The organism is Saccharopolyspora aridisoli, assembly GCF_004348445.1.
GTDB lineage: Bacteria > Actinomycetota > Actinomycetes > Mycobacteriales > Pseudonocardiaceae > Saccharopolyspora > Saccharopolyspora aridisoli.
This window is the reverse complement of record NZ_SMKV01000003.1, coordinates 132,429-154,553: the sequence shown is the minus strand read 5'-3', so window position 1 is coordinate 154,553 and position 22,125 is coordinate 132,429. Positions and strand designations below refer to the sequence as shown.

General features: G+C 69.6%; 18 protein-coding genes, 1 pseudogene and 1 riboswitch. Of the genes and pseudogenes, 4 read left to right on the top strand and 15 right to left on the bottom strand.

The window, feature by feature from the left end:
* The first annotated feature begins 2 nt into the window (after positions 1-2).
* Complete coding sequence (locus E1161_RS03500) at positions 3-974, top strand: ribose-phosphate diphosphokinase (RefSeq protein ID WP_235874753.1); 972 nt, start codon at positions 3-5, stop codon at positions 972-974.
* A gap of 243 nt (positions 975-1,217) precedes the next feature.
* On the opposite strand, the gene E1161_RS03495 is transcribed toward E1161_RS03500, so the two are convergent.
* Complete coding sequence (locus tag E1161_RS03495) at positions 1,218-1,823, bottom strand: malonic semialdehyde reductase (protein ID WP_132619480.1); 606 nt, start codon at positions 1,821-1,823, stop codon at positions 1,218-1,220.
* A gap of 401 nt (positions 1,824-2,224) precedes the next feature.
* Here E1161_RS03495 and E1161_RS03490 point away from each other — a divergent pair, with 401 nt between their 5' ends.
* Both E1161_RS03490 and pth read left to right on the top strand, forming a co-directional pair.
* Positions 2,225-2,839 carry a 50S ribosomal protein L25/general stress protein Ctc gene (locus E1161_RS03490; RefSeq protein ID WP_132619478.1) on the top strand — a complete coding sequence of 205 codons (615 nt, stop codon included), beginning with the start codon at positions 2,225-2,227 and terminating at the stop codon, positions 2,837-2,839.
* Positions 2,840-2,923: 84 nt separating this feature from the next.
* Positions 2,924-3,499 (top strand): aminoacyl-tRNA hydrolase, encoded by a 576-nt coding sequence (gene pth, locus E1161_RS03485; protein ID WP_132619476.1) that lies wholly within the window; start codon positions 2,924-2,926, stop codon positions 3,497-3,499.
* Positions 3,500-3,597: 98 nt separating this feature from the next.
* Here pth and E1161_RS03480 read toward each other — a convergent pair whose 3' ends face one another.
* The 12 genes and pseudogenes from E1161_RS03480 to rsmI form a co-directional block, all read right to left on the bottom strand.
* Complete coding sequence (locus E1161_RS03480) at positions 3,598-5,253, bottom strand: fatty acyl-AMP ligase (protein ID WP_132619474.1); 1,656 nt, start codon at positions 5,251-5,253, stop codon at positions 3,598-3,600.
* Between the two features lie 57 nt (positions 5,254-5,310).
* Positions 5,311-7,089 carry an ABC-F family ATP-binding cassette domain-containing protein gene (locus E1161_RS03475; RefSeq protein ID WP_132619472.1) on the bottom strand — a complete coding sequence of 593 codons (1,779 nt, stop codon included), beginning with the start codon at positions 7,087-7,089 and terminating at the stop codon, positions 5,311-5,313.
* A 19-nt stretch (positions 7,090-7,108) separates the two neighbouring features.
* Complete coding sequence (locus E1161_RS03470) at positions 7,109-8,065, bottom strand: 4-(cytidine 5'-diphospho)-2-C-methyl-D-erythritol kinase (protein WP_207920084.1); 957 nt, start codon at positions 8,063-8,065, stop codon at positions 7,109-7,111.
* 262 nt (positions 8,066-8,327) lie between these two features.
* Positions 8,328-9,134: a MetQ/NlpA family ABC transporter substrate-binding protein gene (locus E1161_RS03465; RefSeq protein ID WP_132619469.1), complete on the bottom strand. Its 807-nt coding sequence runs from the start codon at positions 9,132-9,134 to the stop codon at positions 8,328-8,330.
* Between the two features lie 101 nt (positions 9,135-9,235).
* A complete protein-coding gene (locus E1161_RS03460; RefSeq protein ID WP_165939670.1) occupies positions 9,236-9,919 on the bottom strand; it encodes a methionine ABC transporter permease in 684 nt (227 codons plus the stop codon).
* Positions 9,916-10,938, bottom strand: a complete 1,023-nt coding sequence (locus E1161_RS03455; protein ID WP_132619467.1) for a methionine ABC transporter ATP-binding protein — start codon at positions 10,936-10,938, stop codon at positions 9,916-9,918. The genes E1161_RS03460 and E1161_RS03455 overlap by 4 nt, the downstream gene beginning before the upstream one ends.
* Positions 10,939-11,165: 227 nt before the next feature.
* Positions 11,166-11,255: riboswitch (SAM riboswitch) on the bottom strand.
* 173 nt (positions 11,256-11,428) lie between these two features.
* A complete protein-coding gene (gene rsmA / locus E1161_RS03450; protein ID WP_235874752.1) occupies positions 11,429-12,298 on the bottom strand; it encodes a 16S rRNA (adenine(1518)-N(6)/adenine(1519)-N(6))-dimethyltransferase RsmA in 870 nt (289 codons plus the stop codon).
* Between the two features lie 234 nt (positions 12,299-12,532).
* A complete protein-coding gene (locus E1161_RS03445; protein ID WP_132619465.1) occupies positions 12,533-14,026 on the bottom strand; it encodes a resuscitation-promoting factor in 1,494 nt (497 codons plus the stop codon).
* Between the two features lie 624 nt (positions 14,027-14,650).
* A pseudogene (locus tag E1161_RS27870) lies at positions 14,651-14,899 on the bottom strand (transglycosylase family protein); the annotation flags it as partial.
* Positions 14,900-15,196: 297 nt separating this feature from the next.
* Positions 15,197-16,030 carry a TatD family hydrolase gene (locus E1161_RS03435; RefSeq protein ID WP_132619462.1) on the bottom strand — a complete coding sequence of 278 codons (834 nt, stop codon included), beginning with the start codon at positions 16,028-16,030 and terminating at the stop codon, positions 15,197-15,199.
* Positions 16,030-17,826, bottom strand: coding sequence for a methionine--tRNA ligase (gene metG / locus E1161_RS03430; RefSeq protein WP_132619460.1), 1,797 nt, complete (start codon positions 17,824-17,826; stop codon positions 16,030-16,032). Before metG ends, E1161_RS03435 begins: the two co-directional genes overlap by 1 nt.
* Positions 17,827-17,943: 117 nt before the next feature.
* On the bottom strand, positions 17,944-18,780 hold the full coding sequence (gene rsmI / locus E1161_RS03425) for a 16S rRNA (cytidine(1402)-2'-O)-methyltransferase (RefSeq protein WP_132619458.1): 837 nt from the start codon (positions 18,778-18,780) through the stop codon (positions 17,944-17,946).
* Between the two features lie 279 nt (positions 18,781-19,059).
* On the opposite strand from rsmI, the gene E1161_RS03420 reads away from it, so the two are divergent.
* Positions 19,060-20,514, top strand: a complete 1,455-nt coding sequence (locus E1161_RS03420; protein ID WP_132619697.1) for a dolichyl-phosphate-mannose--protein mannosyltransferase — start codon at positions 19,060-19,062, stop codon at positions 20,512-20,514.
* Here the strand turns inward: E1161_RS03420 and E1161_RS03415 are convergent, their stop codons facing one another.
* Together E1161_RS03415 and E1161_RS03410 are read right to left on the bottom strand one after the other, a co-directional pair.
* On the bottom strand, positions 20,515-21,207 hold the full coding sequence (locus tag E1161_RS03415; RefSeq protein WP_132619695.1) for an ABC transporter permease: 693 nt from the start codon (positions 21,205-21,207) through the stop codon (positions 20,515-20,517).
* A complete protein-coding gene (locus E1161_RS03410; RefSeq protein ID WP_132619456.1) occupies positions 21,207-22,097 on the bottom strand; it encodes an ABC transporter ATP-binding protein in 891 nt (296 codons plus the stop codon). Before E1161_RS03410 ends, E1161_RS03415 begins: the two co-directional genes overlap by 1 nt.
* Positions 22,098-22,125 lie beyond the last annotated feature (28 nt).

Genomic DNA, 22,125 nt, shown 5'->3' with positions numbered 1-22,125 from the left:
CCATGTCTGCGACCCCGAAGAAGAGCCTCAAGCTCTTCTCCGGCCGCAGCCACCCGGAACTTGCCGAGGAGGTGGCCAAGCAGCTCGACGTGACGGTCACGCCCCAGGCCGCGTACCAGTTCGCCAACGGCGAGATCTTCGTGCGCTACGACGAGTCCGTTCGTGGCTGCGACGCCTTTGTGATCCAGTCGCACTGCACGCCGCTCAATGACGCGATCATGGAGCAGCTGATCATGGTGGACGCGCTCAAGCGCGCCAGCGCCAAGCGCATCACCGTGGTCATCCCGTTCTACGGCTACGCCCGTCAGGACAAGAAGCACAAGGGCCGCGAGCCGATCTCGGCGCGGCTGATGGCGGACCTGTTCAAGACCGCCGGTGCTGACCGGATCATGGTCGTGGACCTGCACACCGACCAGATCCAGGGCTTCTTCGACGGTCCGGTGGACCACCTGATGGCGCAGAAGCTGCTCGCGAACTACATCAGCGAGACCTACACCGACCAGAACATCACCGTGGTCTCCCCGGACTCCGGTCGCGTTCGCGTCGCCGAGAAGTGGGCCGATGACCTGGGCGGCACGCCGCTGGCGTTCATCCACAAGACGCGCGACCCCAGCAAGCCCAACCAGGTGGTCGCCAACCGCGTCGTCGGTGACGTCGAGGGCCGGCTGTGCGTGCTGGTCGACGACATGATCGACACCGGCGGCACGATCACCAAGGCCACTGAGCAGCTGCTCGCGGCCGGTGCCAGCGACGTCATCATCGCCTCCACCCACGCCGTGCTGTCCGGCCCCGCCGTGGAGCGGCTGTCGAACTGCGGCGCCAAGGAGGTCGTGCTGACCAACACGCTGCCGATCCCGGACGAGCGCCGGTTCCCGAACCTGACGGTCCTGTCGATCGCCCCGCTCGTCGCGGAAGCGATCCACCAGGTCTTCGAGGACGGATCGGTGACGAGCCTGTTCGACGGCCGCGCCTGACGAGCACTTCTCCGCACTCGACCTGCGCAGCGGGGCGAGTTACGGAACCTCCAGCGGCTCTCTGGACTGCGGGTGCCCCTCTGGCGGTTTCCACGATGCACGGCGGAGTGGCCGTCCTCGCCAGGGAGCCGCTCAGGGACCCGCGGCGGTGCGAACCGCTCAGGCGGGTCCACGGCACAGGCCGTTCGAGGATGGGATGACGACGGCCCCGGTCCTTCGCGGACCGGGGCCGTTGTTCTGCCCTCAGAGGGTGGTGACGACCTCGTCGTAGTCGAGTCGGGGGAGGCGGTCGGACCAGGGGTTCTCGCCGGGCTTGCCGATGTTGGCCACGACCAGGGTCTGCTGGTGGCCCTCCGGGAAGAACTCGGCGTTGATGCCCGCGGCGTCCAGCCCGGTCATCGGTCCGACGGCGAGCCCGGCGGCCCGGACCCCGAGGAAGAAGTAGCCGGCCTGCAGCGTGGCGTTCAGCTTCGCGTTCTGCTCCCGGAAGCCCGGGTCGGCGAAGATGTCCTTGGCCTCGGGCTTGTGCGGGAAGACCTTCGGCAGGTTCTCGTGGAACTCGGTGTCGGCCGCCAGGATCGCGACCAGCGGAGCCTGCTCGGTCTTGGCCCGGTTGCCCTCCATCAGGTGCGGCAGCAGGCGCTGCTTGGCCTCGGCCGAGCGCAGCAGCACGATCCGCAGCGGCTGCTGGTTCATCGAGGTCGGGGCCCACTTGACGAGGTCGTAGATCGCCTGGACCTGCTCGTCGGTCACCGGTTCGTCGCTGAAGGAATTCGCGGTGCGGGCCCCGCGGAACAGCAGGTCCTGGGCCTCGGCGTCGAGCGCGAGCTCGGACTGGGAGACGGTCATGGGGTCACTCCTGGCGATCGGGCGGTCTCACCGGCCGGTAGTCGGTTCCCCGGCCACACGTCACCAACATTTTTGAACCGTCAAGAATTCCGGTGAAGGGGCGTGTTAGCAGGGTCACCGCGACGGCCCGTTCGGGCGCCGTGTCCACCCGTGCGAAAACGGCTATGCAAGCACCGTTTAGACTATTCGGGTTGCCTCGGCGAGGTCGGGACGTACGCCCGGCGTGATCGGCGCGGTGGCACGGTGACGGTCGGTCGAAATTTCCTCCGGCGCACTGATGTCGCGCACTCTCCTGGTGCCGTTCCCACCGGCACCGGTCGATCACCCCAGTAGCGCGCCCCACCGCCGCAGGCCAGCGAACAACTCACGTTCCGCCCGACGTCTTCAAGGAGTGCACCACCGTGTCCGAGGTAACCATCGCAGTCGAGCAGCGCAACGAGTTCGGCAAGGGAGCGGCTCGCCGCACCCGTCGCGCCGGCCAGATCCCCGCGGTCCTCTACGGCCACGGCTCCGACCCGAAGCACCTGTCGCTGCCCAACGTCGAGTTCGCCCGCGCCATCCGTGAGAACGGCCACAACGCGGTGCTGACGCTGGAGGTCGCGGGTTCCGGCAAGGAGCTCGCGCTGACCAAGACCATCACCGCCCACCCGATCAAGGGCTACATCGAGCACGTCGACCTGGTGCTGGTCAAGCGCGGTGAGAAGGTCGTCGTCAACGTCCCGATCGTGGTCTCCGGTGACGCCGCCTCCGGCGCCCTGGTCAGCCAGGAGCTCACCGAGGTCGAGGTCGAGGCCGAGGCCATGCACATTCCGGAGCAGATCGAGCTGTCGATCGACGGCGCCGAGATCGGCACCCAGCTGCACGCCTCCGACCTGGAGCTGCCCAAGGGCACGACCCTGGTGTCCGACCCGGAGACCATGGTCGTCAACGTCTCCGAGGCCTCGGCCTCGATGGAGGAGGACTCCGCTTCCGAGGGCGAAGAGCCCGCCGAGGACGAGGTTTCGGAAGAAGCCTGAGCCTGACGACGTCGGGCGCTCCCGCGCCGTCCCCCGCAGGGGTCGGCGCGGGTTCTGCCTCGACGAGGGGAGACACTTACTTCCGTGACCACTGCGGACGCGGTTTCTGTGATCGTCGGACTGGGCAATCCCGGCCCGCGCTATGAGGGCAACCGGCACAACATCGGCTTCCTCGTCGCAGACGAGCTGGCCGCGCGTGTCGGCGGCAAGTTCAAGTCGCACCGCTCCGGTGCGGACGCCGTCGAAGGACGGCTGGGCGGCGCCCGGTCCGTGCTGGTCAAGCCGCGTTCGTTCATGAACCTCTCCGGCGGCCCGGTCGCCGGCGCGGTGAAGTTCTACAAGACAGCACCCGAGTCGCTGATCGTCATCCACGACGAGCTGGACCTGCCCTACGGCACGATCCGGATCAAGCAGGGCGGCGGCGAGAACGGCCACAACGGGCTGCGGTCCATCTCCAAGTCACTGGGCACGCGCGACTACCTGCGGGTCCGCTTCGGCGTCGGACGCCCGCCCGGCCGGATGGACCCCGCCGACTACGTGCTCAAGGACTTCTCCGGGACCGAGCGCAAAGAGCTCGCCTACTTCATCGACCTCTGCGCCGACGCGGTGGAAGCGCTGGTCACGAAGGGCCTGGAAGCGGCCCAGAACGAGTTCCACTGACCGCGGCCTCGACCGACGCCGTTGCGGGATGAGGGCAGTTGTGGCCCGAACCGTCGATCGACGTTGCGCTTCGGGTCAGTTCTGAACAGAACCGCCGATCATCGATGCGGCACGAGGTCGGCCGTGGCCGACCGGCGGAGCTTCCCCGACGGCGTCTTCGGGAGCGTTCCCGGCGGGAGCACGACGACCTCAGCGGGGCGGACGCCGACGGCGTCGACGATGCGGGACACGACCTCCTTGCGCAGCGCCTTCTCCGCGTCCTCCGAACCGGCCTGCTTGGACTCCAGCACCACGGCGAAGCGCTCGCGCCTGCTGCCCGCCTCCAGCCGGACCGCCGCCGCGTTGCCCGGGCGGACGCCCGGGACCTCGCAAGCGGCCCGCTCGATGTCGACCGGGTAGATGTTGCGGCCACCCATGATGATCACGTCCTTGCGACGTCCGCAGATCACCACCTGGCCGTCGGCCAGGTACCCCTCGTCGCCGGTGTCCAGCCAGCCGTCGGCGTCCTGCACCTTCTGCGGGCCGTCCACCGTGAGGTAGCCCGGGGTAACGGCCTCACCGCGGATGCGCAGCCGCCCGACCTGCCGGTCGGCGAGCTCCTCCCCCTCGTCGTCGACGACGTCGACCTCGAGTCCCGGCAGCGGGTGCCCCAGCAGCGCGAACCGGCGCGCGTGCGGCTCCTCGGAATCGGCCGGCTCGGCGACGTGCCGCTTCTCCAAGCCCTCGGCGTCGACCACATCGGTCTGCAGCCCCCGCCGCAACGGGGCGAACGAGACCGCGAGGGTCGCCTCGGCCATGCCGAAGGCGCACACCATGGAGTCCGGGGTGAGGCCGAAGCGCTCCCCGGCATCGGTGAACGTCCGCGCCGCCACGGGATCGATCGGCTCGGACCCGTTGAGCGCGAAGCGCAGGCTCGACAGGTCGAAGTCGTCGTCGGCGCGCGCCAGCCGGCGACCGACGACGGCGTAGGCGAAGTTCGGCGCGGCGGTGACCGTACCGCGGTACTTGCTGATCAGCTGCGGCCACACCAGCGGTCCGGCCAGGAAGTCCGACGGGGTGATCTTGACGGTGGTCATGCCGATCGCCATCGGCACGGTCAGGCAGCCGACCATCCCCATGTCGTGGAACAGCGGCAACCAGGACACCGCGACGTCGCGCTGTGGGTCGAGTTCGGCGGCGGTGACCATCGCGTGCAGGTTGGCGTTGAGGTTGCGGTGGGTGATCCGGACGGCCTTCGGGTCGGCGGTGGAACCGCTCGTCAGCTGCAGCAGCGCGGTCTCGTCCTCGCCGACCTCGACCGGCCCGGCCAGCGGCTCTGCGTCGGTGGCGGCGAGACCGGCGAGGTCGCGGTAGGCGATGCCGTTGTCCTCCAGCACCCCCGCCAGCTGCTCGAACGGCGGGCCGAGCAGCACCAACCGCGCGCCGATCATCTTCAGCACCTTGAGGGTGTCCTCGGCCCAGTGTCCGAGGTCGGTGCGCGATGTCGGCTGGTGCAGCATCGTCACGCTGCCACCGCCGAGCCACACCGCCTGCACGGCGGGACCGATCAGCCCGGGATCGGCGGCCAGGATCGCGACGGCCGTGCCGGGCCGGAGCTGCTCGCCCAGCCCGCCGGCCATCCGCAGCGCCGCGTCGTGCACCTGCGCCCAACTCCGGAACTGGGGCTCCGCGGGTTCTCCTGTGATGAGCCCACGAGCCCCTTCACCGGAGTTCCGCCGAGCCGACGTCACCAAGGTCTCCACGAACCGACTCATGTGACGCAGCTTACGATCTGGAGAACCCGGTGGCACGCCTCAACGCCCGACCGTGCACTACCCGAGCTGGTCGGCCAGCTCCATCCAGCGGGTTTCGAGGTCGTCCTTCTCCTGCTGCAAGGACTGGAGATCCGCGTTGAGCTTGGCCAGCCGGTCGGGCTCGGTGGCCGCCTCGGCGAGCTCCTCGTGCAGGTCGGACTCGCGCTTGGCGAGCTTGTCGAGCTGCCGCTCGAAGCGGGAGAGCTCCTTGCGGGCCGCGTGCTCCTCGGCGCCCGACAGCCCCCGCGACTCCGGCGCGTCGGTGGCCTGCTTGCCGACGCTGCTCTCCGCCGCCAGCAGCGAATGACGCCGCTGCAGGTACTCGTCGATCCCACCGGGCAGGTGGGTGAGCTTCCCGTCGCCGAACAGCGCGTGGACGCTGTCGCAGACACGCTCGACCAGGTACCGGTCGTGCGAGACCACGATCATCGTGCCCGGCCAGGTGTCGAGCAGGTCCTCCAGCTGCTGGAGGGTGTCGATGTCCAGGTCGTTCGTCGGCTCGTCGAGGATCAGCACGTTCGGCTCGTCCATCAGCAGCCGCGCCAGCTGCAACCGGCGGCGCTCACCGCCGGAGAGATCGCCGACCGGCGTCCACTGCCTGCCCTTGCCGAACCCGAACCGCTCCCCCAGCTGCGAGGCCGACAGCTCGTACTTGCCCAGGGTGACCGTCTTGGCGACGTCCTCGATCGCCTCCAGCACCCGCCAGTTGCCCGGCAGGTCGTGCAGCTCCTGCGTCAGGTGCGCCATCCGCACCGTCTTGCCCTCGACGCGCTTTCCCGCGTCCGGTTCGCGTTCCCCCGCCAGCAGCTTGAGCAGCGTCGTCTTGCCGGAACCGTTGACGCCCACCAAACCGATCCGATCGCCGGGCCCGATCCGCCACGTCACGTTCTCCAGCAGCACCCGGTCGGCGATCCGCAGGTCGACGTCCTCCAGCTCCAGCACGGTGCGGCCCAGCCGGCGCTTGGCGAAGGCCAGCAGCTCGACGCTGTCGCGCGGCTCCGGGACGTCGGAGATCAGCGCCTCGGCCGCCTCCACGCGGTAGCGCGGCTTGGAGGTGCGGGCCTTCGCTCCGCGCTGCAGCCAGGCGAGTTCCTTGCGGGCCAGGTTCTGCCGCCGCTCCTCGGTGGCCTGCGCGATGCGGGCGCGTTCGGCGCGGGCGAAGATCCAGTCCGCGTAGCCGCCCTCGTACTGCTCGACCTTGCCGTCCACCACCTCCCAGGTCCGGTTGCAGACGGTGTCGAGGAACCAGCGGTCGTGCGTGACGATCACCAGCGCGCACTTGCGTTCCAGCAGGTGATCGGCCAGCCAGCGCACACCTTCGATGTCGAGGTGGTTGGTGGGCTCGTCGAGCACGAGCAGGTCGAGGTCGCGCACCAGCGCGGCGGCCAGCGCCACGCGGCGGCGTTCCCCGCCCGAGAAGTTCTTGACCGGGGTGTCCAGACCGAGCCGCGTCATGCCCAGACCACCCAGCACCGATCGCACCCGCGGGTCGGCGGCCCACTCGTGCTCGGCGGCGAAGCCGTGCGGGTCGAGGACGGCGTTGCGCACGGTGGCGTCGGCGTCCAGCTCGGTGCGCTGGGTGACCACGGCCATCCGGAGGTCGCGGGACTGCGAGACCCGGCCGTCGTCGGGTTCCGCGAAACCGGCGAGGACTTCCAGCAGCGTCGTCTTGCCGCCACCGTTGAGGCCGACGACGCCGATCCGCTCGCCTTCCGACACGCCCAGCGACACGCCGTCCAGCAACGGGCGCACGCCGTAGGACTTGCTGACCGTTTCCAGGTTGACCAGGTTCACCATCGAGGTCTCGACTACTCCATCACGCGTGGACTTGGGGCGGGGTGGGGCGGTGGGCCGGTTCCTCGGAGACGACCTTGGCCCCCGGCACCGGGCCGTGCGCGACGCGGACGGTACGGCAGACACCCGCGCCGGAGAGCTCCGCGGCGACCCGGACCGCCTCGTCGGAGTCGGTGCACAGGAAAGCGCAGGTCGGGCCGGACCCCGAGACGACGCCGGCCAATGCGCCGGCCTGCACGCCCGCGCGCAGCGTGCGGCGCAGGCCCGGGCGCAGCGAGACCGCTGCGGACTGCAGGTCATTGCCCAGCAGCAGCGCGAGCTGCCGGGGATCTCCGGAGGCCAGTGCCTCCAGCAGGGGTTCCACCTCGCCGATGCGGCCGTTGCCGTTGTCCGCGCGGAGCCGGTCCAGCTCGCCGTAGACGCCGGGGGTGCTCAGACCTTCGCGGTCCAGCGCGATCACCCAGTGGTAGGTGTGCCGGGCCAGGACCGGGACCAGCCGCTCGCCGCGCCCGGTGCCCAGGGCGGTGCCGCCCTGCAGCGAGAACGGCACATCGCTGCCGATCTTGCCGGCGAGCTCGCTGAGCTCGTCGCGGCCCAGTTCCAGCCGCCAGAGCTGGTTGACCGCCTGCAACGTGGCGGCGGCGTCGGCGCTACCACCGGCCATGCCGCCGGCGACCGGGATTCCCTTGTTGATCGAGATCCGCACGCCGGGGTTCTCCGGATCGCGCCCGCAGTGCTCGGCCAGCAGCCGCACCGCCTTCCACGCGAGGTTCTCCGGGCCGGTCGGGACCTCGTCCGCTCCCTCGCCCTTGACCTCGATGGCCGGATCGTCCGCCGCCACCACCGTGACGTCATCCGTCAGCGACAGGGCCTGGAAGACGGTGACCAGTTCGTGGTAGCCGTCCGGACGCGCGTCACCCACCGAGAGGTGGAGGTTCACCTTCGCCGGGACGCGAACGGTGATCGGTGTAGGAACCACGGAGAGCACACCAAGAGCCTACGTGGCCGAAGAACCCCACCGCCCACTTCCCTGCGCACAGCCACACCCCAGCCACAAATCCCCCGGTGACCAGCCGCCTCCGCCCCGCACCGCTTGGGTTCCCGAGCCCGGTGGTCCCCGATCACGGCGGTGTTCGGGCCCCGATCACCGCCGATTCCGGCGCCTGGATGCGGCGTTGATGCGTGGATGCCGGGGTGGTCGAGGGGTCGACCGCCCCGGCATTCATGTCACGCCGTGGGAGTCAGGAGGCCGGGACGACGGCGACTCCGCCCCACTCCTCGTTGATGAAGTCCTTGACCTGCTGGCTGCGCAGCAGCTCGGCGAGCTTGAGCACGCGCGGGTCCTCGGCCAGGGCCGGGCTGGTCACCAGACCGTTGGCGTAGGGGTTGCCCTGCGCGCTCTCCACCAGCAGCGGGTTCGACAGCTTCGCCTTGATCGCGTAGTTGCCGTTGACCACCGCGGCGGCCGCGTCGTCGACCGAACGCGGCAGCTGGTCCGGGGACAGGTCCTTGAGCTGGATGTTCTTCGGGTTCTCCGCGATGGCGGCGTCCAGCCGGGTGCCGACGGCGGCCTCCGGCGCGAGCTTGATCAGCCCGCCCTGCTCCAGCAGCTTCAGGCCGCGGAACTGGTTGGCCGGGTCGTTGGACAGCGTCACCGTGGCGCCTGCGGGCAGCTCGGCCAGCGACTTGGCCTGCTTGGAGTAAACGGCCAGCGGCTCCAGGTGCACCGGCTCGATCCAGGTGAACTCGCCGCCGCGCTCCTTGCGGTACTCCTCCAGGTACGGCACGTGCTGGAAGTAGTTCGCGTCCAGCTCGCCGTTGGCGACGGCCTCGTTCGGCCGGTTGTAGTCGTCGAACTTCTCGATCTCGATGTCGATCCCGGCCTGCTGGGCCAGGTTGTCGTCGACGTACTGCAGGACCTCGCCGTGCGGCGTCGGGCTGACGCCGATCTTCAGCGGCGCGTTGGGGTCTTCGGCGGCGGAACCACCACCGCAGGCGGCCAGCAGAACCCCGGCCGAGGCGAGCAGTGCGGCGAAGCGCAAACGCATGTCGTGCGTCCTTTCAACGAGCCTGTTCTCAGGCAGGCAGAGGCCGCGCACCGTCCTCGTGGGACGGACGCGGGAGGGAAAACGGGTTTGGTTCCCGAGTGTCAGCCGGCGGCGGTGCGCCGGCGATCGACGAGCTTGGCGGTGCGGTCGGTGATCAGCTGCATCGCGAAGGCCAGCATCCCCAGCACCACGACGGATCCGTAGAGGATCCGGTCGTCGTAGCCCTGGTAGCCGTCCTGGATCGCGGTCGTGCCCAGGCCACCGCCGCCGATGGCGCCGGCCATCGCGGCGTAGCCGATCAGCGCCACCGCGGTGACGCCGACGGCTCCGACGAGCGCGGCCCGGGCCTCACCGAGCAGCACCGTCCACACGATCCGCAGCCTGCTGGAACCGGTCGTGATCGCAGCTTCCACGACGGTGAAACCGACCTCGCGCAACGCGTTCTGCGTCAGCCGCGCGAAGAACGGGATCGCACCGATGGTCAACGGCACGATCACCGCGCTGCTGCCGATCGAGGTCCCGATCAGCAGCCGGGTGAACGACGCCAGCACAACCAGGAGCACCACGAAGGGCACCGAGCGCACCACGTCCACGATCACGCCGAGCACCTTGTTCAGAACCGGTTTCGGGTTCAACCCGACCGGAGAGGTCAGGTGCAGCAGCACACCCAGCGGCAACCCGCCGACCACGGCCAGCACGGTCGCCACCAGCACCATGTAGAGCGTTTCGAGCGTTGCCTCGCCCAGTAGTTCGCCGACCTCCGACCAGGGGGTCACATCAGTCACGCAGCAGCAACTCCGTCAACGCTCACCGGGGCGCGCCGGACGTGCGCGTCCCGCTCGATCATCCACTTCAGCGCCGCCTCGGAACGCTCACCGGTCAGGCCGATCTTGAACTTGGCGACCGGGGTGTCACCGAGGCGGGTCAGGCCACCTCCCAGGATCGCCAGGTCGACGGCGAACCGGTTGGAGGCCTCGGGGAGCAGCGCTCCCACTGCGGCGAAGCCGACCAGCACGATCTCGGCGACCACGTCGTGGCGGCCCGAGGTCGGGCGCAGCGACTCGGCCTGGTCGGTCGGGGGCAGCAGGGTGCCGCTGACCTTGCTACCAGGTTCGGCGACTAGGTCCAGGACCTTGCCGTGCTCGACGACCTGGCCGTCTTCCAGCACGGCGACGTCGTCGGCGATCTTGCGCACCACCGCCATGTCGTGGGTGACCACCAGGACGGTGACGCCGAGTTCGGCACGCGCGCGGTCGAGCACGGTCAGCACCGAGTCGGTGGTGGCCGGGTCCAGCGCAGAGGTCGGCTCGTCGGCCAGCAGCACCGACGGCTTGGCCGCCAGCGCGCGGGCGACGGCGATCCGCTGTCGCTGACCACCGGAGAGCTGGTCCGGGTAGACCGACGCCTTGTCGGTCAGGCCGACGAGGTCGAGGAGTTCGCCGACGCGGTTGCGCCGCTGCGGACCGCCGATGCCGGCGGCCTCCAACGGCAGCGCGACGTTGCCCGCGGCGGTGCGCTGCCGGAGCAGCGAATCGCCTTGCGGCACAACCCCGATCTGCCTGCGGGCGGCGCGCAGCGCCTTGCCGTCCAGCGACACCAGGTCAGTGCCATCGACGCGGATGGCACCACCGTCGGGCTTCTCCAGCAGCGCGACGCACCGCGCCAGAGTCGACTTCCCCGCTCCGCTCGGTCCGACCACGCCGCACACCGAACCCGCGTTGACCTCCATCGACACGCCGTCGAGGGCGCGAACGGTGCTGCCGTTGTGCTGGAACGACTTGGTCAGGTTCTCGACTGAGATCACGATCTGCTCCACATCAGCTCGCGATGGACGCGCCCGCGTTCGGGCAGCAGCCATGGGGAACTTCTAAGGGAAAAAGGAAGGGGGAAGGGCCAGGTCACATCTCGAGACGACAGGCGCAGGTCGTGCGCCTTCCGTGGTCGATGAACCGTCGCTGCGTGAGCAGTTCCCTGATGTGGGGTACCTCGAACCGGGCGTTGCCGACTAACCGCGCGTTGGAATCCACAGCTACTCCATCGGTCCTGGCGTTAGCACCTGCCCGCGATGGGTGGTTGCTGCGGCGTCAACAAGCCAGGTCTCTCAGCCGCTCGGGATGGATTTCCTGAACAGTAGACCCCATCGACAGGCCCGGCGCAAGCTGATAGCGGTCACCGACCGGAATCGTTTGTCACGTCACATACCGAGTGGAGCGGGAATTCTTCGGCAGGGGGTGGCGTTTTCATCACCCTCAGTGATGTAGCAGCGCGTGGCCGCAAGCCGCCGGACGAGTGGTTCAGCTGCCCGAACCGGATGACGCGACCTCCGCGATCCGGGCGAAATCGGCGATGCGCAACTGCTCTCCGCGCGTCGTCGGGTCGATTCCGGCCGCGCGCAACAACTCCTCCGCCCGCGCCGCCGAACCGGCCCAACCGGACAGCGCGCCGCGCAGCGTCTTGCGCCGCTGCGCGAAGGCGGCGTCCACCACCCGGAAGACGTCCTGCCGCGAGGCGCTCGACGGCGGGTCGACGCGGTGGAAGGACACCAGCCCGGAATCCACGTTCGGCACCGGCCAGAACACCTTGCGCGGCACCGGGCCCGCGCGGCGCACGTCGGCGTGCCAGGCCGCCTTCGCGCTCGGCACCCCGTAGACGCGGCTGCCGGGCTCGGCGGCCATCCGGTCGGCGACCTCGGACTGGACCATGACCAGTCCCTTGCGCAGGCTCGGCAGCTCGGCCAGCAGGTGCAGCACCACGGGCACCGCGACGTTGTAGGGCAGGTTGGCGACCAACGCCGTCGGCGGCTGCGGGAAGTCGGCGGCCTGGACCCGCAGCGCGTCGGAGGGCAGCACGCTCAACCGGTCGGCCAGCTGGGGCGCGAACTCGCGCGCGGTGCGCGGCAACCGCTCGGCCAGCACCGGATCGATCTCCACGACGGTGACGGCTCCCGCGATCGGCAGCAGCGCGAGCGTCAGCGAGCCCAGACCCGGGCCGACCTCCAGCACGACGTCGTCCGGGCCGACCTCGGCCGCGGAGACGATCCGCCGCACCGTGTTCGGGTCGTGCACGAAGTTCTGACCGAGCTTCTTGGTCGGTCTGATGCCCAGCTCGTCGGCCAGCCGACGCACGTCGGCCGGTCCCAGCAACGCCGCCCCCTGCTCATCCACGCAGATGAACCTACCCGCGCCCGCGTCGACCGGTCTCACCAGGTCGAAGCGGCGATGCCGCTTCCTCCCCACCCGAGCAACTCGCACCGCCGCGGTTCTTCAGCGGCTCCCTGGCGACGACGACCACTCCGCCGTGCATCGTGGAATGCACCAGGAGGGGCACCCGCAGTCCGGAGAGCCGCTGAAGGTTCCGCCACTCGCACCGCTGCGCAGACGAGCAGTGCGCTGTTCTCGTCAGTCCAGGCCCAGCTTCGACGAGCAGGACGGCCATGCGCCGTAGCTGCCTCCGCGGGCGTCGCGGACCTTCTCGGCGACCGCGATCTGCTGCTCGCGGCTCGCCTGGTGCGGGTACGGGGCGTACTGGTCGCCGCCGTAGGCGTCCCAGGTGGACTTGTCGAACTGCAGACCACCGTAGTAACCGTTGCCGCTGTTCATGGCCCAGTTGCCGGTCGCCTCGCACTGGACGAGCTTGTCCCAGACAGCGCTGTTGGGCGCGGCCTTGCCACCAACGCGGACGACCTTCTCGACCGGCTTCTTGGTGACCTTCTCGTCGATGACCTCGCGCTCCGACTCCTCGCCGTTGCGCTTGGAGATGCGGGTGAACTGGATCTTCTCGCCGGCCTCGCCGGGAGACTCGACCCGCTCCTCACCCTTGAACATCGAGTTGTCGACGATCTCGCGGACCGGCGGCGGAACCGGCACGGTCACGCTGATCACGGAGCTCTGCAGCCGGTCGATGCGCACCTCGGCGCCGGTGACCAGCTTGGTGTCGGCGCCAGGGGTGACCTTGTCGTCCGGTCCGAGCTTGAGCTTCCGCTCCTTGACGAGCTCGTCGATGTTGGCGGCGGTGGTGGTCAGCTGCTGCGGCGCACCACTGCCGTCGATGAGCGTGATGTCCTTCTGCGTGCGGACCGACAGCTCCATGCCCTGCTCGGGCACCGGCATGTTGCGGTCCGCGTTGAGCACGGCGCCGTCGGCGTTGACGCCGAGCTGGCGCAGGGCCTGCTCGACGGTCACCGAGCGGACCCACTCCTCGCGGACCTCGCCGTCGATGTTGAGCTTGAGCAGGCGACCGCGGTCGAGGGTGATCGTCTCGCCGTGACCGACCTCGGCTTGCGGGGAGGGGCTCAGCGCGTCGTGCGCGCCGACGTGGATGCCCTGGTCCTCCAGGACCTCGCCCACGGTGTCGTCGTAGGTGTTGACGGTGCGCGTCTGCCCGTCGACCTCGACGGTGACCGACTTGTCCATCGCGGCGGCGGCGCCACCGGTACCGGTCAGGCTCAGCAGCACTCCGGCGACCGCGCCCTTGAGGAAGCGGTGCTTCCAGGCGGTCATCGCCTCGGCGACCTGCTGCGGCGGGAGAGCGCCCGCCTCGCCCTCGGGCATCGCCTCGAGGAAGTCCATCGGCGGCAGGACGGTCGTCTCGGCGTTGATCTGCCGGATGACCTCGTCGACGTCGATCTCGGCGGTCGCGAGCAGGTCCTCGGCGTCGGGGCCGAGCACGTCGTAGACGTCTTGCGGGGTGATCTCGAGACCACCTGGCGGGAAGCTCGGGTGCTCGTCGGACCACGACGGGTCCGGGCGGTCGAGCAGTGCTACCGCGGTGTGCTGCTCGGTCGGCTGGACCGGGGTGAACCAGTCAGTCGCCGCGTCAAAGGAATCGGCCCAGTAGCCGTTGTTCCGCGTGTTCGCGAAACCGGCATGGCTGGGCTCGCCACGTCCGTTCACAGGGTCGTTACCTCCCGAAGGCGCAAAGTCGCGACCGCGACGAACTGAATTTGAGAAGCGTTGGGCGAGTTCATGTTTCTCGCGCAACCCCTCTCGTTCCTCGCGTGCGCACAACCTTCGTGCTTCGTGTCTGTATCCGACTCCCGCAAGCCAATTGCCGCCTAGCCAGCAGCGAGCTCCTCGCGCTCACCGCAGACTTCCCCGACGTACACCGGCGAGACTAACGGGCGTTCCCCATGACTGGTTGTCATCGGTTACGGGGCCGAGACTCTACCGTGATCATGCGAGGCCGCCAAGGACCCGATTTGGACATGTGATACCAGTTACGCTCATTTACCACGCAACCCGTCACGTTCTGTAGTCAAGATCGGTAATAATTAGTCCATTCGGGGGGCACCTACAGGATTCGTTAACGGCTGCCCGAGCCGCTTGCGTGACATATAACACGCAGCCGGTAGGCGTTGTAACCCATGATCAATGGACGTGCGGGCTGCGGGGAACGGCGCCGGACAACGGTCCGGCCCGAGCACGGAGCGCGCTCGGGCCGGATTTCCCCTCCCCACGCACGAGGGAAACGAGTTCCCTCGCGACGATCTTTCGCGTTGTGGCGGCGGTTTCACGTCATCACGGCAGTCCCAGCTTCCGCGAGCACGCCGGCCAGGCGCCGTAACCGCCGCGGGCCTCGTGCACCTCCTGCGCGATCGCGATCTGCTGCTCGCGCGACGCGCGATGCGGGTAGCGGTTGTACCGCTCACCGCCGTGAGCCACCCAGGTGCTGCGGTTGAACTGCAGGCCGCCGTAGTAGCCGTTCCCGGTGTTGGCCGCCCAGTCGCCACCGGACTCGCACCTCGCGAGCCGGTCCCACACCGCAGCTCGATCGTCATTCGGGGCTGCCGCGGCGTTCGGGGTCACCGCGACCAGGGCGCTACCGCTGACGGCGACGGCCACCGCCACGGTCCACTTCGTGAATCTATGCAACTGCACTGCACATCCTCACAACCGACGGTTCCGGTGTGGGAGGACCTCCGCAGGCGAGTTCCCCGCGGAGTTCGGGGTGCCCTCCGCTCCGGCTTCCACTGTGGACGGTAGGAGGCGACGTGCGGACCGCAAGCGGGAGCAGGAGGAGGCCCTCTACCAGAAACCGCAGCGTGAGGAACTACAGGGGTGTGATTACCCCTGTTCGAGGCCGAACACTCGCTCAGCCGTGGCAGTGGTGGCTACCGCTAGCTCATCGACGTTCATGCCACGGAGTTCTGCGAGGTCACGAAGGGTGTAATTGACGCAGTAAGGCTGGTTCGGCCGTCCCCGGAACGGGTGCGGCGTCAAGAACGGTGCGTCGGTCTCCACCAGCATCTGTGCCAGCGGAACCGCTTCCGCCGCCTCGCGAAGGCCTTTCGCGTTGCGGAAGGTCGCCGTGCCGGCGAACGAGAGCACGTACCCCTCGTCCACGCAGGCCTTCGCGAACTCGGCATCACCGGAGAAGCAGTGGAAGACCACGTCCTGCGGTGCTCCCTCCTCGTCGAGGATGCGCAGGATGTCGTCGTGCGCCTCGCGGTCGTGGATCATCAGCGGCTTGCCGGTCCGCTTCGCGAGGTCGATGTGCCAGCGGAACGCCTCCTGCTGCGGCTCCGGCGGCGAGTAGTCCCAGTAGTAGTCGAGGCCCGTCTCACCGATGGCGACCACGCGCGGGTGCGCGGCCAGCTCCTCCAGCGTGGCGCGGTCGTCGTCGCCGAAGTCCTTGGTGCGGGTCGGGTGCAGCGCCACGGCGGCGAAAACCCGATCGTCCCAGGTGGCGGCCTCGACGGCCCAGCGCGCGGAGTCGATGTCGTCGGCGACGGTCACGACGCGGCCGACACCGGCGCTCTGCGCGCGGTCGAGCAACTCGCGAACGTCCTCGGCGGTCTTGGCGCCGCAGGCGTCGAGGTGGGTGTGAGCGTCGACGGCAGCTGCCGCCAGCGCCTCGGGCACCGGCGGCAGTTCCTGCCTCTTGTCCTTCTTGCCCATCAGGACGGCTCGATGGGGGCCCATTCCGGCCCGGTCTCGCCGAGTTCGGCGTCGAGCTTGGCGAACAGCGGCTTCGGCTTGTCCAGCGGACGTCCCACCTCGATGTCGGTGGACTCCCACTTGGCCTGCTCGGCGGCGTACTCACCCATCAGCACCGGGTAGGACATCGACGGCTCGTCGAGGTCGTCGACCTCGCGGATCTCCGGCTGCGCCGCCCACACCCCGGTGCCGCCCAGCAGCTCGTGCACCTTCTGCGCGGAGTGCGGCAGGAACGGCGTGAGCAGCGTGTTGGCGTCGGAGACGACCTGCAGCGCGGTGTGCAGCACCGCGTCCCGGCGGTCCGGGTCCTCCTTGAGCTTCCACGGCTCCTGGTCGGACAGGTACTTGTTGGCCGCCGAGACCACCCGCATCGCCTCCTGCGACGCGAGCTTGAACCGCGAGCTGCGCAGGTGGGCGCCGACGGTGTCGAACGCCGCGCGGGCCTGCGCCTTGAGCTCCTCGTCGGCGGGAGCGGGGGCGGTCGGTGCGGGGACCGCGCCGTTGTTCTTCGCCGCCATCGAGATGGACCGGTTGACCAGGTTGCCCCACTCGTTGGCCAGCTCGAAGTTGGTGCGGCGGACGAACTCGTCCCAGGTGAAGTCGGTGTCCTGGTTCTCCGGACCGGCGACCGAGATGAAGTAGCGCAGGGTGTCCGGGCCGAACTCGCGCAGGAAGTCGCGCACGTAGATCACGGTGCCGCGCGAGGTCGAGAACTTCGAGCCGCTCATGGTGAGGAACTCGCTCGAGACGACCTCACCGGGCAGGTTCAGCTCGCCGAACGGGCCGGTCGTGCCGCCCTTGTCGCCCTGACCGTTGTGACCCATCAGCAGGGTCGGCCAGATCTGGGCGTGGAAGGTGATGTTGTCCTTGCCCATGAAGTAGTAGCCCTGGGCCGCCGGGTCGGTCCACCACTTCTTCCAGGCGTCGGGGTCGCCGGTGCGGCGGGCCCACTCGACGCTGGCCGACAGGTATCCGATGACGGCGTCGAACCACACGTAGAAGCGCTTCATCGGCTGGTCGCGCCAGCCGTCCAGCGGGATCGGCACGCCCCAGTCGAGGTCGCGGCTGATCGCGCGCGGGCGCATGTCCTCGACCAGGTTCTGCGCGAACTTGAGCACGTTCGGCCGCCATCCGTCCCGGGTGGACAGCCACTTGCCCAGCGACTCGGTGAACGAGGGCAGGTCCAGGAACAGGTGCTCGGTCTCGACGAACTCAGGCTTCTCGCCGTTGACCCGGGAAACCGGGTTCTTCAGCTCGGCCGGGTCGAGCTGGTTGCCGCAGTTGTCGCACTGGTCGCCACGCGCGCCGTCGTAACCGCAGATCGGGCAAGTGCCCTCGATGTAGCGGTCGGGCAGCGTGCGGCCGGTGGACGGGCTGATCGCGCCGGTCGTGGTCTTGGGCAGCACGTAGCCGTTGCGGTGCAGCGCGAGGAAGAGGTCCTGCACCACCTTGTAGTGGTTGCCGGTGGTGGTGCGGGTGAACAGGTCGTACGACAGGCCGAGGCCCTGCAGGTCCTCGGTGATCACCCGGTTGTACTTGTCGGCGAGCTGCCGGGTGGTCAGGCCCTCGTTCTCCGCCTGGACCGAGATCGGGGTCCCGTGCTCGTCCGTTCCGGAGACCATGAGCACCTGGTTGCCGGCCATCCGCTGGTACCGGGAGAAGACGTCCGAAGGCACACCGAAGCCGGAAACATGACCGATGTGCCGGGGACCGTTGGCATACGGCCAGGCCACAGCGGTCAACACAGAGGCGCTCATGCCTGCCAGCGTAATCGCCCGCTCGTCCTGCGGGGCGGTGCGGGTAGGGGAACCTGACCGGCTCCGCGGACTCCGCGCGCCACTCCTGATGCGTGCAGGCCCGCCTGACGATCAGGCCTACCTCCGCGAGGCGAGGACCGCGTCGTAGAGCTCCTTCTTGCGGACTCCCGCCAGTTCGGCGACCTCGGCTACCGCGTCCTTCAAGCGGATGCCGTCCGCAGCGCGCTCTTCGACCTGGTCCACGAGCACAGCGGGGTCGGTGGGCGGCGCTTGCTCGGCGCCGCCGAGGACCACCGTGATCTCGCCCCGAACGCCCTCCGCAGCCCATTCGGCGAGGTCACCGAGGCTTCCGCGCTTGATCTCCTCGTAGGTCTTGGTGAGTTCGCGGCACACCGCGGCCGGCCGCTGCTCCCCCAGTACGGAGACGGCGTCGGCGAGGGTGTCGGCCAGCCGGTGCGGGGCCTCGAAGAAGACGCTGGTGCGCTCCTCTGCGACCAGGCGGCCGAAGAACTTGCGCCGGTCCCCCGTCTTGCGCGGCGGGAACCCCTCGAAGCAGAACCGGTCCGAGGGCAGGCCGGACACCGCGAGCGCGGTGGTCACCGCGGACGGACCGGGCAGGCACGTCACCGGCATTCCCTCGGTCACGCACGCCGAGACCAGCCGGTAGCCGGGATCGGACACGCTCGGCATGCCCGCGTCGGTCACCAGCAGCACGGTGCTGCCCTCGCGGAGCGCGTCGAGCAGCATCGGAGCGCGCGCGGTCTCCACTGCCTCGTAGTAGCTGACGACCTTGCCGACCGGGGTGACGCCCAGCGCGCTGGCGAGGTTGCGCACCCGGCGGGTGTCCTCGGCGGCCACCACCTCGGCGGTGCCGAGAGCCTCGATCAGCCGCGCGGACGCGTCGCGGGCATCACCGAGCGGGGTGGCGGCGAGCAGCAGGGTGCCGGAGTCCATGACCGCACAGCGTAGGCCGCCAGGCCCGGGGTGGAGATGCGGCGTAGCCGTTGCTCCGAGCGCGGAGCGCGGCTCCCGCCGCCACCGCCGAGCAAGGCGATTCCTCAACAGCTCCCAGCGGGGCGTCCCCCGGTCGAGGCGTGCCTGACCTTTACGATCGTCGGTGTGAGCGTCCCAGTCCGCAGGTTCGGCGGTGCCGACGAACTCGTCCAGGTAGGCCGCGCACCGGCGGCTCGCCGCCCGGGGGAGACCGACCCGCTGCCACTGCTGGACTCCTCGATGCCCACCGACCGCAGGCACGGCTGGGTGGTCACGCTGGTGATCACCCTGGTCGCCGGTCTGGTCCGCTTCTGGGACCTGGGCCGGGCCACCGACGAGGGCACTCCGGTCTTCGACGAGAAGCACTACGTCCCGCAGGCGTGGCAGATGCTGCGCAACGGCGGCTACGAGGACAACCCCGGCTACGAGCTGGTGGCGCACCCGCCGGTCGGCAAGCAGATGATCGCGATCGGCGAGTGGCTGCTGGGATACACGCCGTGGGGCTGGCGGATCATGGCCGCCCTGTTCGGCACCCTGATGGTGCTGCTGATCGTGCGCATCGCCCGCCGGATGACCCGCTCCACGCTGCTGGGCGCGCTGGCCGGCGTGCTGCTGATCTGCGACGGCCTCAGCCACGTGCAGTCGCGCGTCGGGATGCTCGACATCTTCCAGGCGCTGTTCCTGCTCGCCGCGTTCTCCTGCCTCCTCGTCGACCGCGACCAGGTGCGCGAACGCCTGTGGCAGGTCTGCTCGGACGGACGGCTGGACCCGTCGACCTGGGGCCCGCGACTGGGTTTCCGCTGGTGGCGCTTGGGCGCCGGGCTGATGCTCGGCCTGGCCTGCGGGGTCAAGTGGAACGGCATCTACTACATCATGGCGTTCGGCCTGCTCAGCGTGATCTGGGATGCGCTGGCCAGGCGCGCGGCCGGGGTGCGGAGACCGTGGCGGGCCGCGCTGGTGCGCGACACCGCCCCGGCGCTGTGGGCGCTGGTGGGTCTCCCGCTGCTGGTGTACTTCGCGACCTGGTCGGGCTGGTTCGCCAGCGAGACCGCGACCGACCGGCACGCGGTGCTGCAGGACGACGACATCGGCATGCACGGCCTGCCCGACGCGCTGCGGTCGCTGCTGTACTACCAGCTCAACGTGCTCGACTTCCACACCCACCTGACCACCCCGTCGACACCGCACCCGTGGGAGTCGAAGCCCTGGGCGTGGCCGATGGGCATGCGCCCGATGCTCTACTACTACGAGTCCGGGATGCCGGGCTGCGGCCGCAACAGCTGCGTGCAGGCCACGATGCTGATCGGCACCCCGGCGATGTGGTGGCTGGCGCTGCCGGTCGCGGCGTGGTCGGTGTGGCGCGCGGTGTTCCGGCTGGACTGGCGCTACGCGGCGGTCCTGGTCGGCTACGGCGCCGGATACCTGCCGTGGTTCACGAACCTGTCGCGGCAGATGTACTACTTCTACGCCACGCCGCTGGTCCCGTTCCTGGTGCTGGGGATCGTGCTGGTGCTCGGCCACGTGCTGGGCTCCGTCGACGACCACTACGAGCGGCGCAAGACCGGGCTGCTGGCCGTGTCGCTCTACATCGGATTGGTGGTCGCGAACTTCGTGTGGCTGTGGCCGATCCTCAACGGAGATCCGCTCACCCACGAGCAGTGGCAGGCCGAGCTGTGGCTGCCGTCCTGGCGCTGATCAGCGCGGTTCCCACCGGAACCAGGCCTTGGCCAGCAGGCTGAACAGCACGCTCCAGACCAGCAGCGACGCCGCGGACGAGACCGCGTCGCCCTTGCCCGTCACCGCGTGGAGGATCAGGCCACCGATGCCTCCGCCGGGCAGCAGCAACCACATCGGACCGACGATGGCGACCAGGACACCACCCGTCAAGGCGAGGAACAGCGGCAGCGTGGTGATCTGGGCCTGCTCGGAGGACGAGGTGCGGCCGCTGGTGGCGACGCCGGCCACCAGGCAGAGCCCCATGCCCAGGACCAGGGCGGCCAGCAGCGGCAGCGATCTCGGCACCGGCGCGCCCATGCTGATCGAGATGACCAGCACCAGCGCCGACTGCAGCACTCCGAGCAGCACCACCGGGGCGAGCAGCCCGGCGAGGACCACCGCGTCGGAGGCCTCGCCGCTGCGGAGCCGCTTGAGGTAGAGATCCTCGCGGCGCGAGGCCAGCGCGGCGGTGACGGCGAAGTAGACGGTGAAGCCCAGCACCACCAGCAGCTGGAGGCAGAGCGTGATCGCCCAGGCCTGCGGCGGGGCGTCATCGGGCAGTGTGGAGCCGACCCACGATCCGACCAGGATCGGCATCAGCAGCGAGCTGACCGCCACGGTCTTGTTGCGCAGCAGGAGTTTCAGCTCGGCTCGGGCCAGAGCCAGGACCATCACCACGCCTGGGCCCCCTCTCGGACGGATTGGAAGACCTCTTCCAACGAGGCCGGCTGCGCGCGCAGACCGGAGAGGCCCACGCGCCCGTCTGCCCAGGTCAGCAGGGTGTGCAGGTCCTGCTGCAGGTGCGGGGTGCGGATGTCGACGCGGCTGTCGCGCCGGGTCGCGGTGCCCAGCAGCGGCGGCAGGCCGGCGTCTTCGGCAGCGTTGAAGGTGATGCGCGCGTGGTGGTCGGCGAGGACGTCGACGAGTCGTCCGGCGACCGCGATGCGACCTTCGTGCATGATCGCCAGCCGGTGCGCGAGGCGTTCGGCCTCTTCGAGGTAGTGCGTGGTCAGCAGGACCGTGGTGCCCGCGGAGAGCAGACCGCGCACGAGTTCCCACGTGGTGCGGCGGGATTCGGGGTCCATGCCGGCGGTGGGTTCGTCGAGGAACAGCAGCTCGGGCTCACCGAGCAGGGCCAGCGCGAGGTCGAGGCGCCGGCGTTCACCGCCGGACAGCTGCTTGACGCGGACGTCGCGGCGCGGGTCGAGCCCGAGAGCGGCGAGCCTTCCGTCCACATCGGACTTCGCGGTGCGCATCCGGCGGGCCAGCTCGGCGGTTTCGGCGACGGTGAGATCTCCGGCGAAACCGCTGTCCTGCAGCATGATCCCGGTGCGGCTGCGGATCGAGCGGTCGCGCAACGGGTCGGCGCCGAAGACGCGCACCCGACCCTGCGCCGGGGCCCGGTGGCCCTCGACGGTTTCCAGCACGGTCGTCTTGCCCGCCCCGTTGGTCCCCAGCAGCGCGAACAGCTCACCGGGCGAGACGTCGAAGTCGACGCCTCGCACCGCCTCGAAATCGCCGTAGCGGCAGTGCAAGCCGCTGGATACGATCACTGGTGTCATGCGTCCAGCCTGGTCATCGCCGGTTCGC

Coding starts and splice junctions, on each gene's coding strand:
- rsmI (WP_132619458.1), bottom strand. CDS start 18,780: ATGGACTCCGGCACCCTGCTGCTCGCCGCCACCCCGCTCGGTGATGCC.
- E1161_RS03420 (WP_132619697.1), top strand. CDS start 19,060: ATGCCCACCGACCGCAGGCACGGCTGGGTGGTCACGCTGGTGATCACC.
- E1161_RS03435 (WP_132619462.1), bottom strand. CDS start 16,030: ATGGGCAAGAAGGACAAGAGGCAGGAACTGCCGCCGGTGCCCGAGGCG.
- metG (WP_132619460.1), bottom strand. CDS start 17,826: ATGAGCGCCTCTGTGTTGACCGCTGTGGCCTGGCCGTATGCCAACGGT.
- E1161_RS03410 (WP_132619456.1), bottom strand. CDS start 22,097: ATGACACCAGTGATCGTATCCAGCGGCTTGCACTGCCGCTACGGCGAT.
- E1161_RS03480 (WP_132619474.1), bottom strand. CDS start 5,253: ATGAGTCGGTTCGTGGAGACCTTGGTGACGTCGGCTCGGCGGAACTCC.
- E1161_RS03475 (WP_132619472.1), bottom strand. CDS start 7,089: ATGGTGAACCTGGTCAACCTGGAAACGGTCAGCAAGTCCTACGGCGTG.
- E1161_RS03415 (WP_132619695.1), bottom strand. CDS start 21,207: ATGGTCCTGGCTCTGGCCCGAGCCGAGCTGAAACTCCTGCTGCGCAAC.
- E1161_RS03465 (WP_132619469.1), bottom strand. CDS start 9,134: ATGCGTTTGCGCTTCGCCGCACTGCTCGCCTCGGCCGGGGTTCTGCTG.
- E1161_RS03500 (WP_235874753.1), top strand. CDS start 3: ATGTCTGCGACCCCGAAGAAGAGCCTCAAGCTCTTCTCCGGCCGCAGC.
- E1161_RS03495 (WP_132619480.1), bottom strand. CDS start 1,823: ATGACCGTCTCCCAGTCCGAGCTCGCGCTCGACGCCGAGGCCCAGGAC.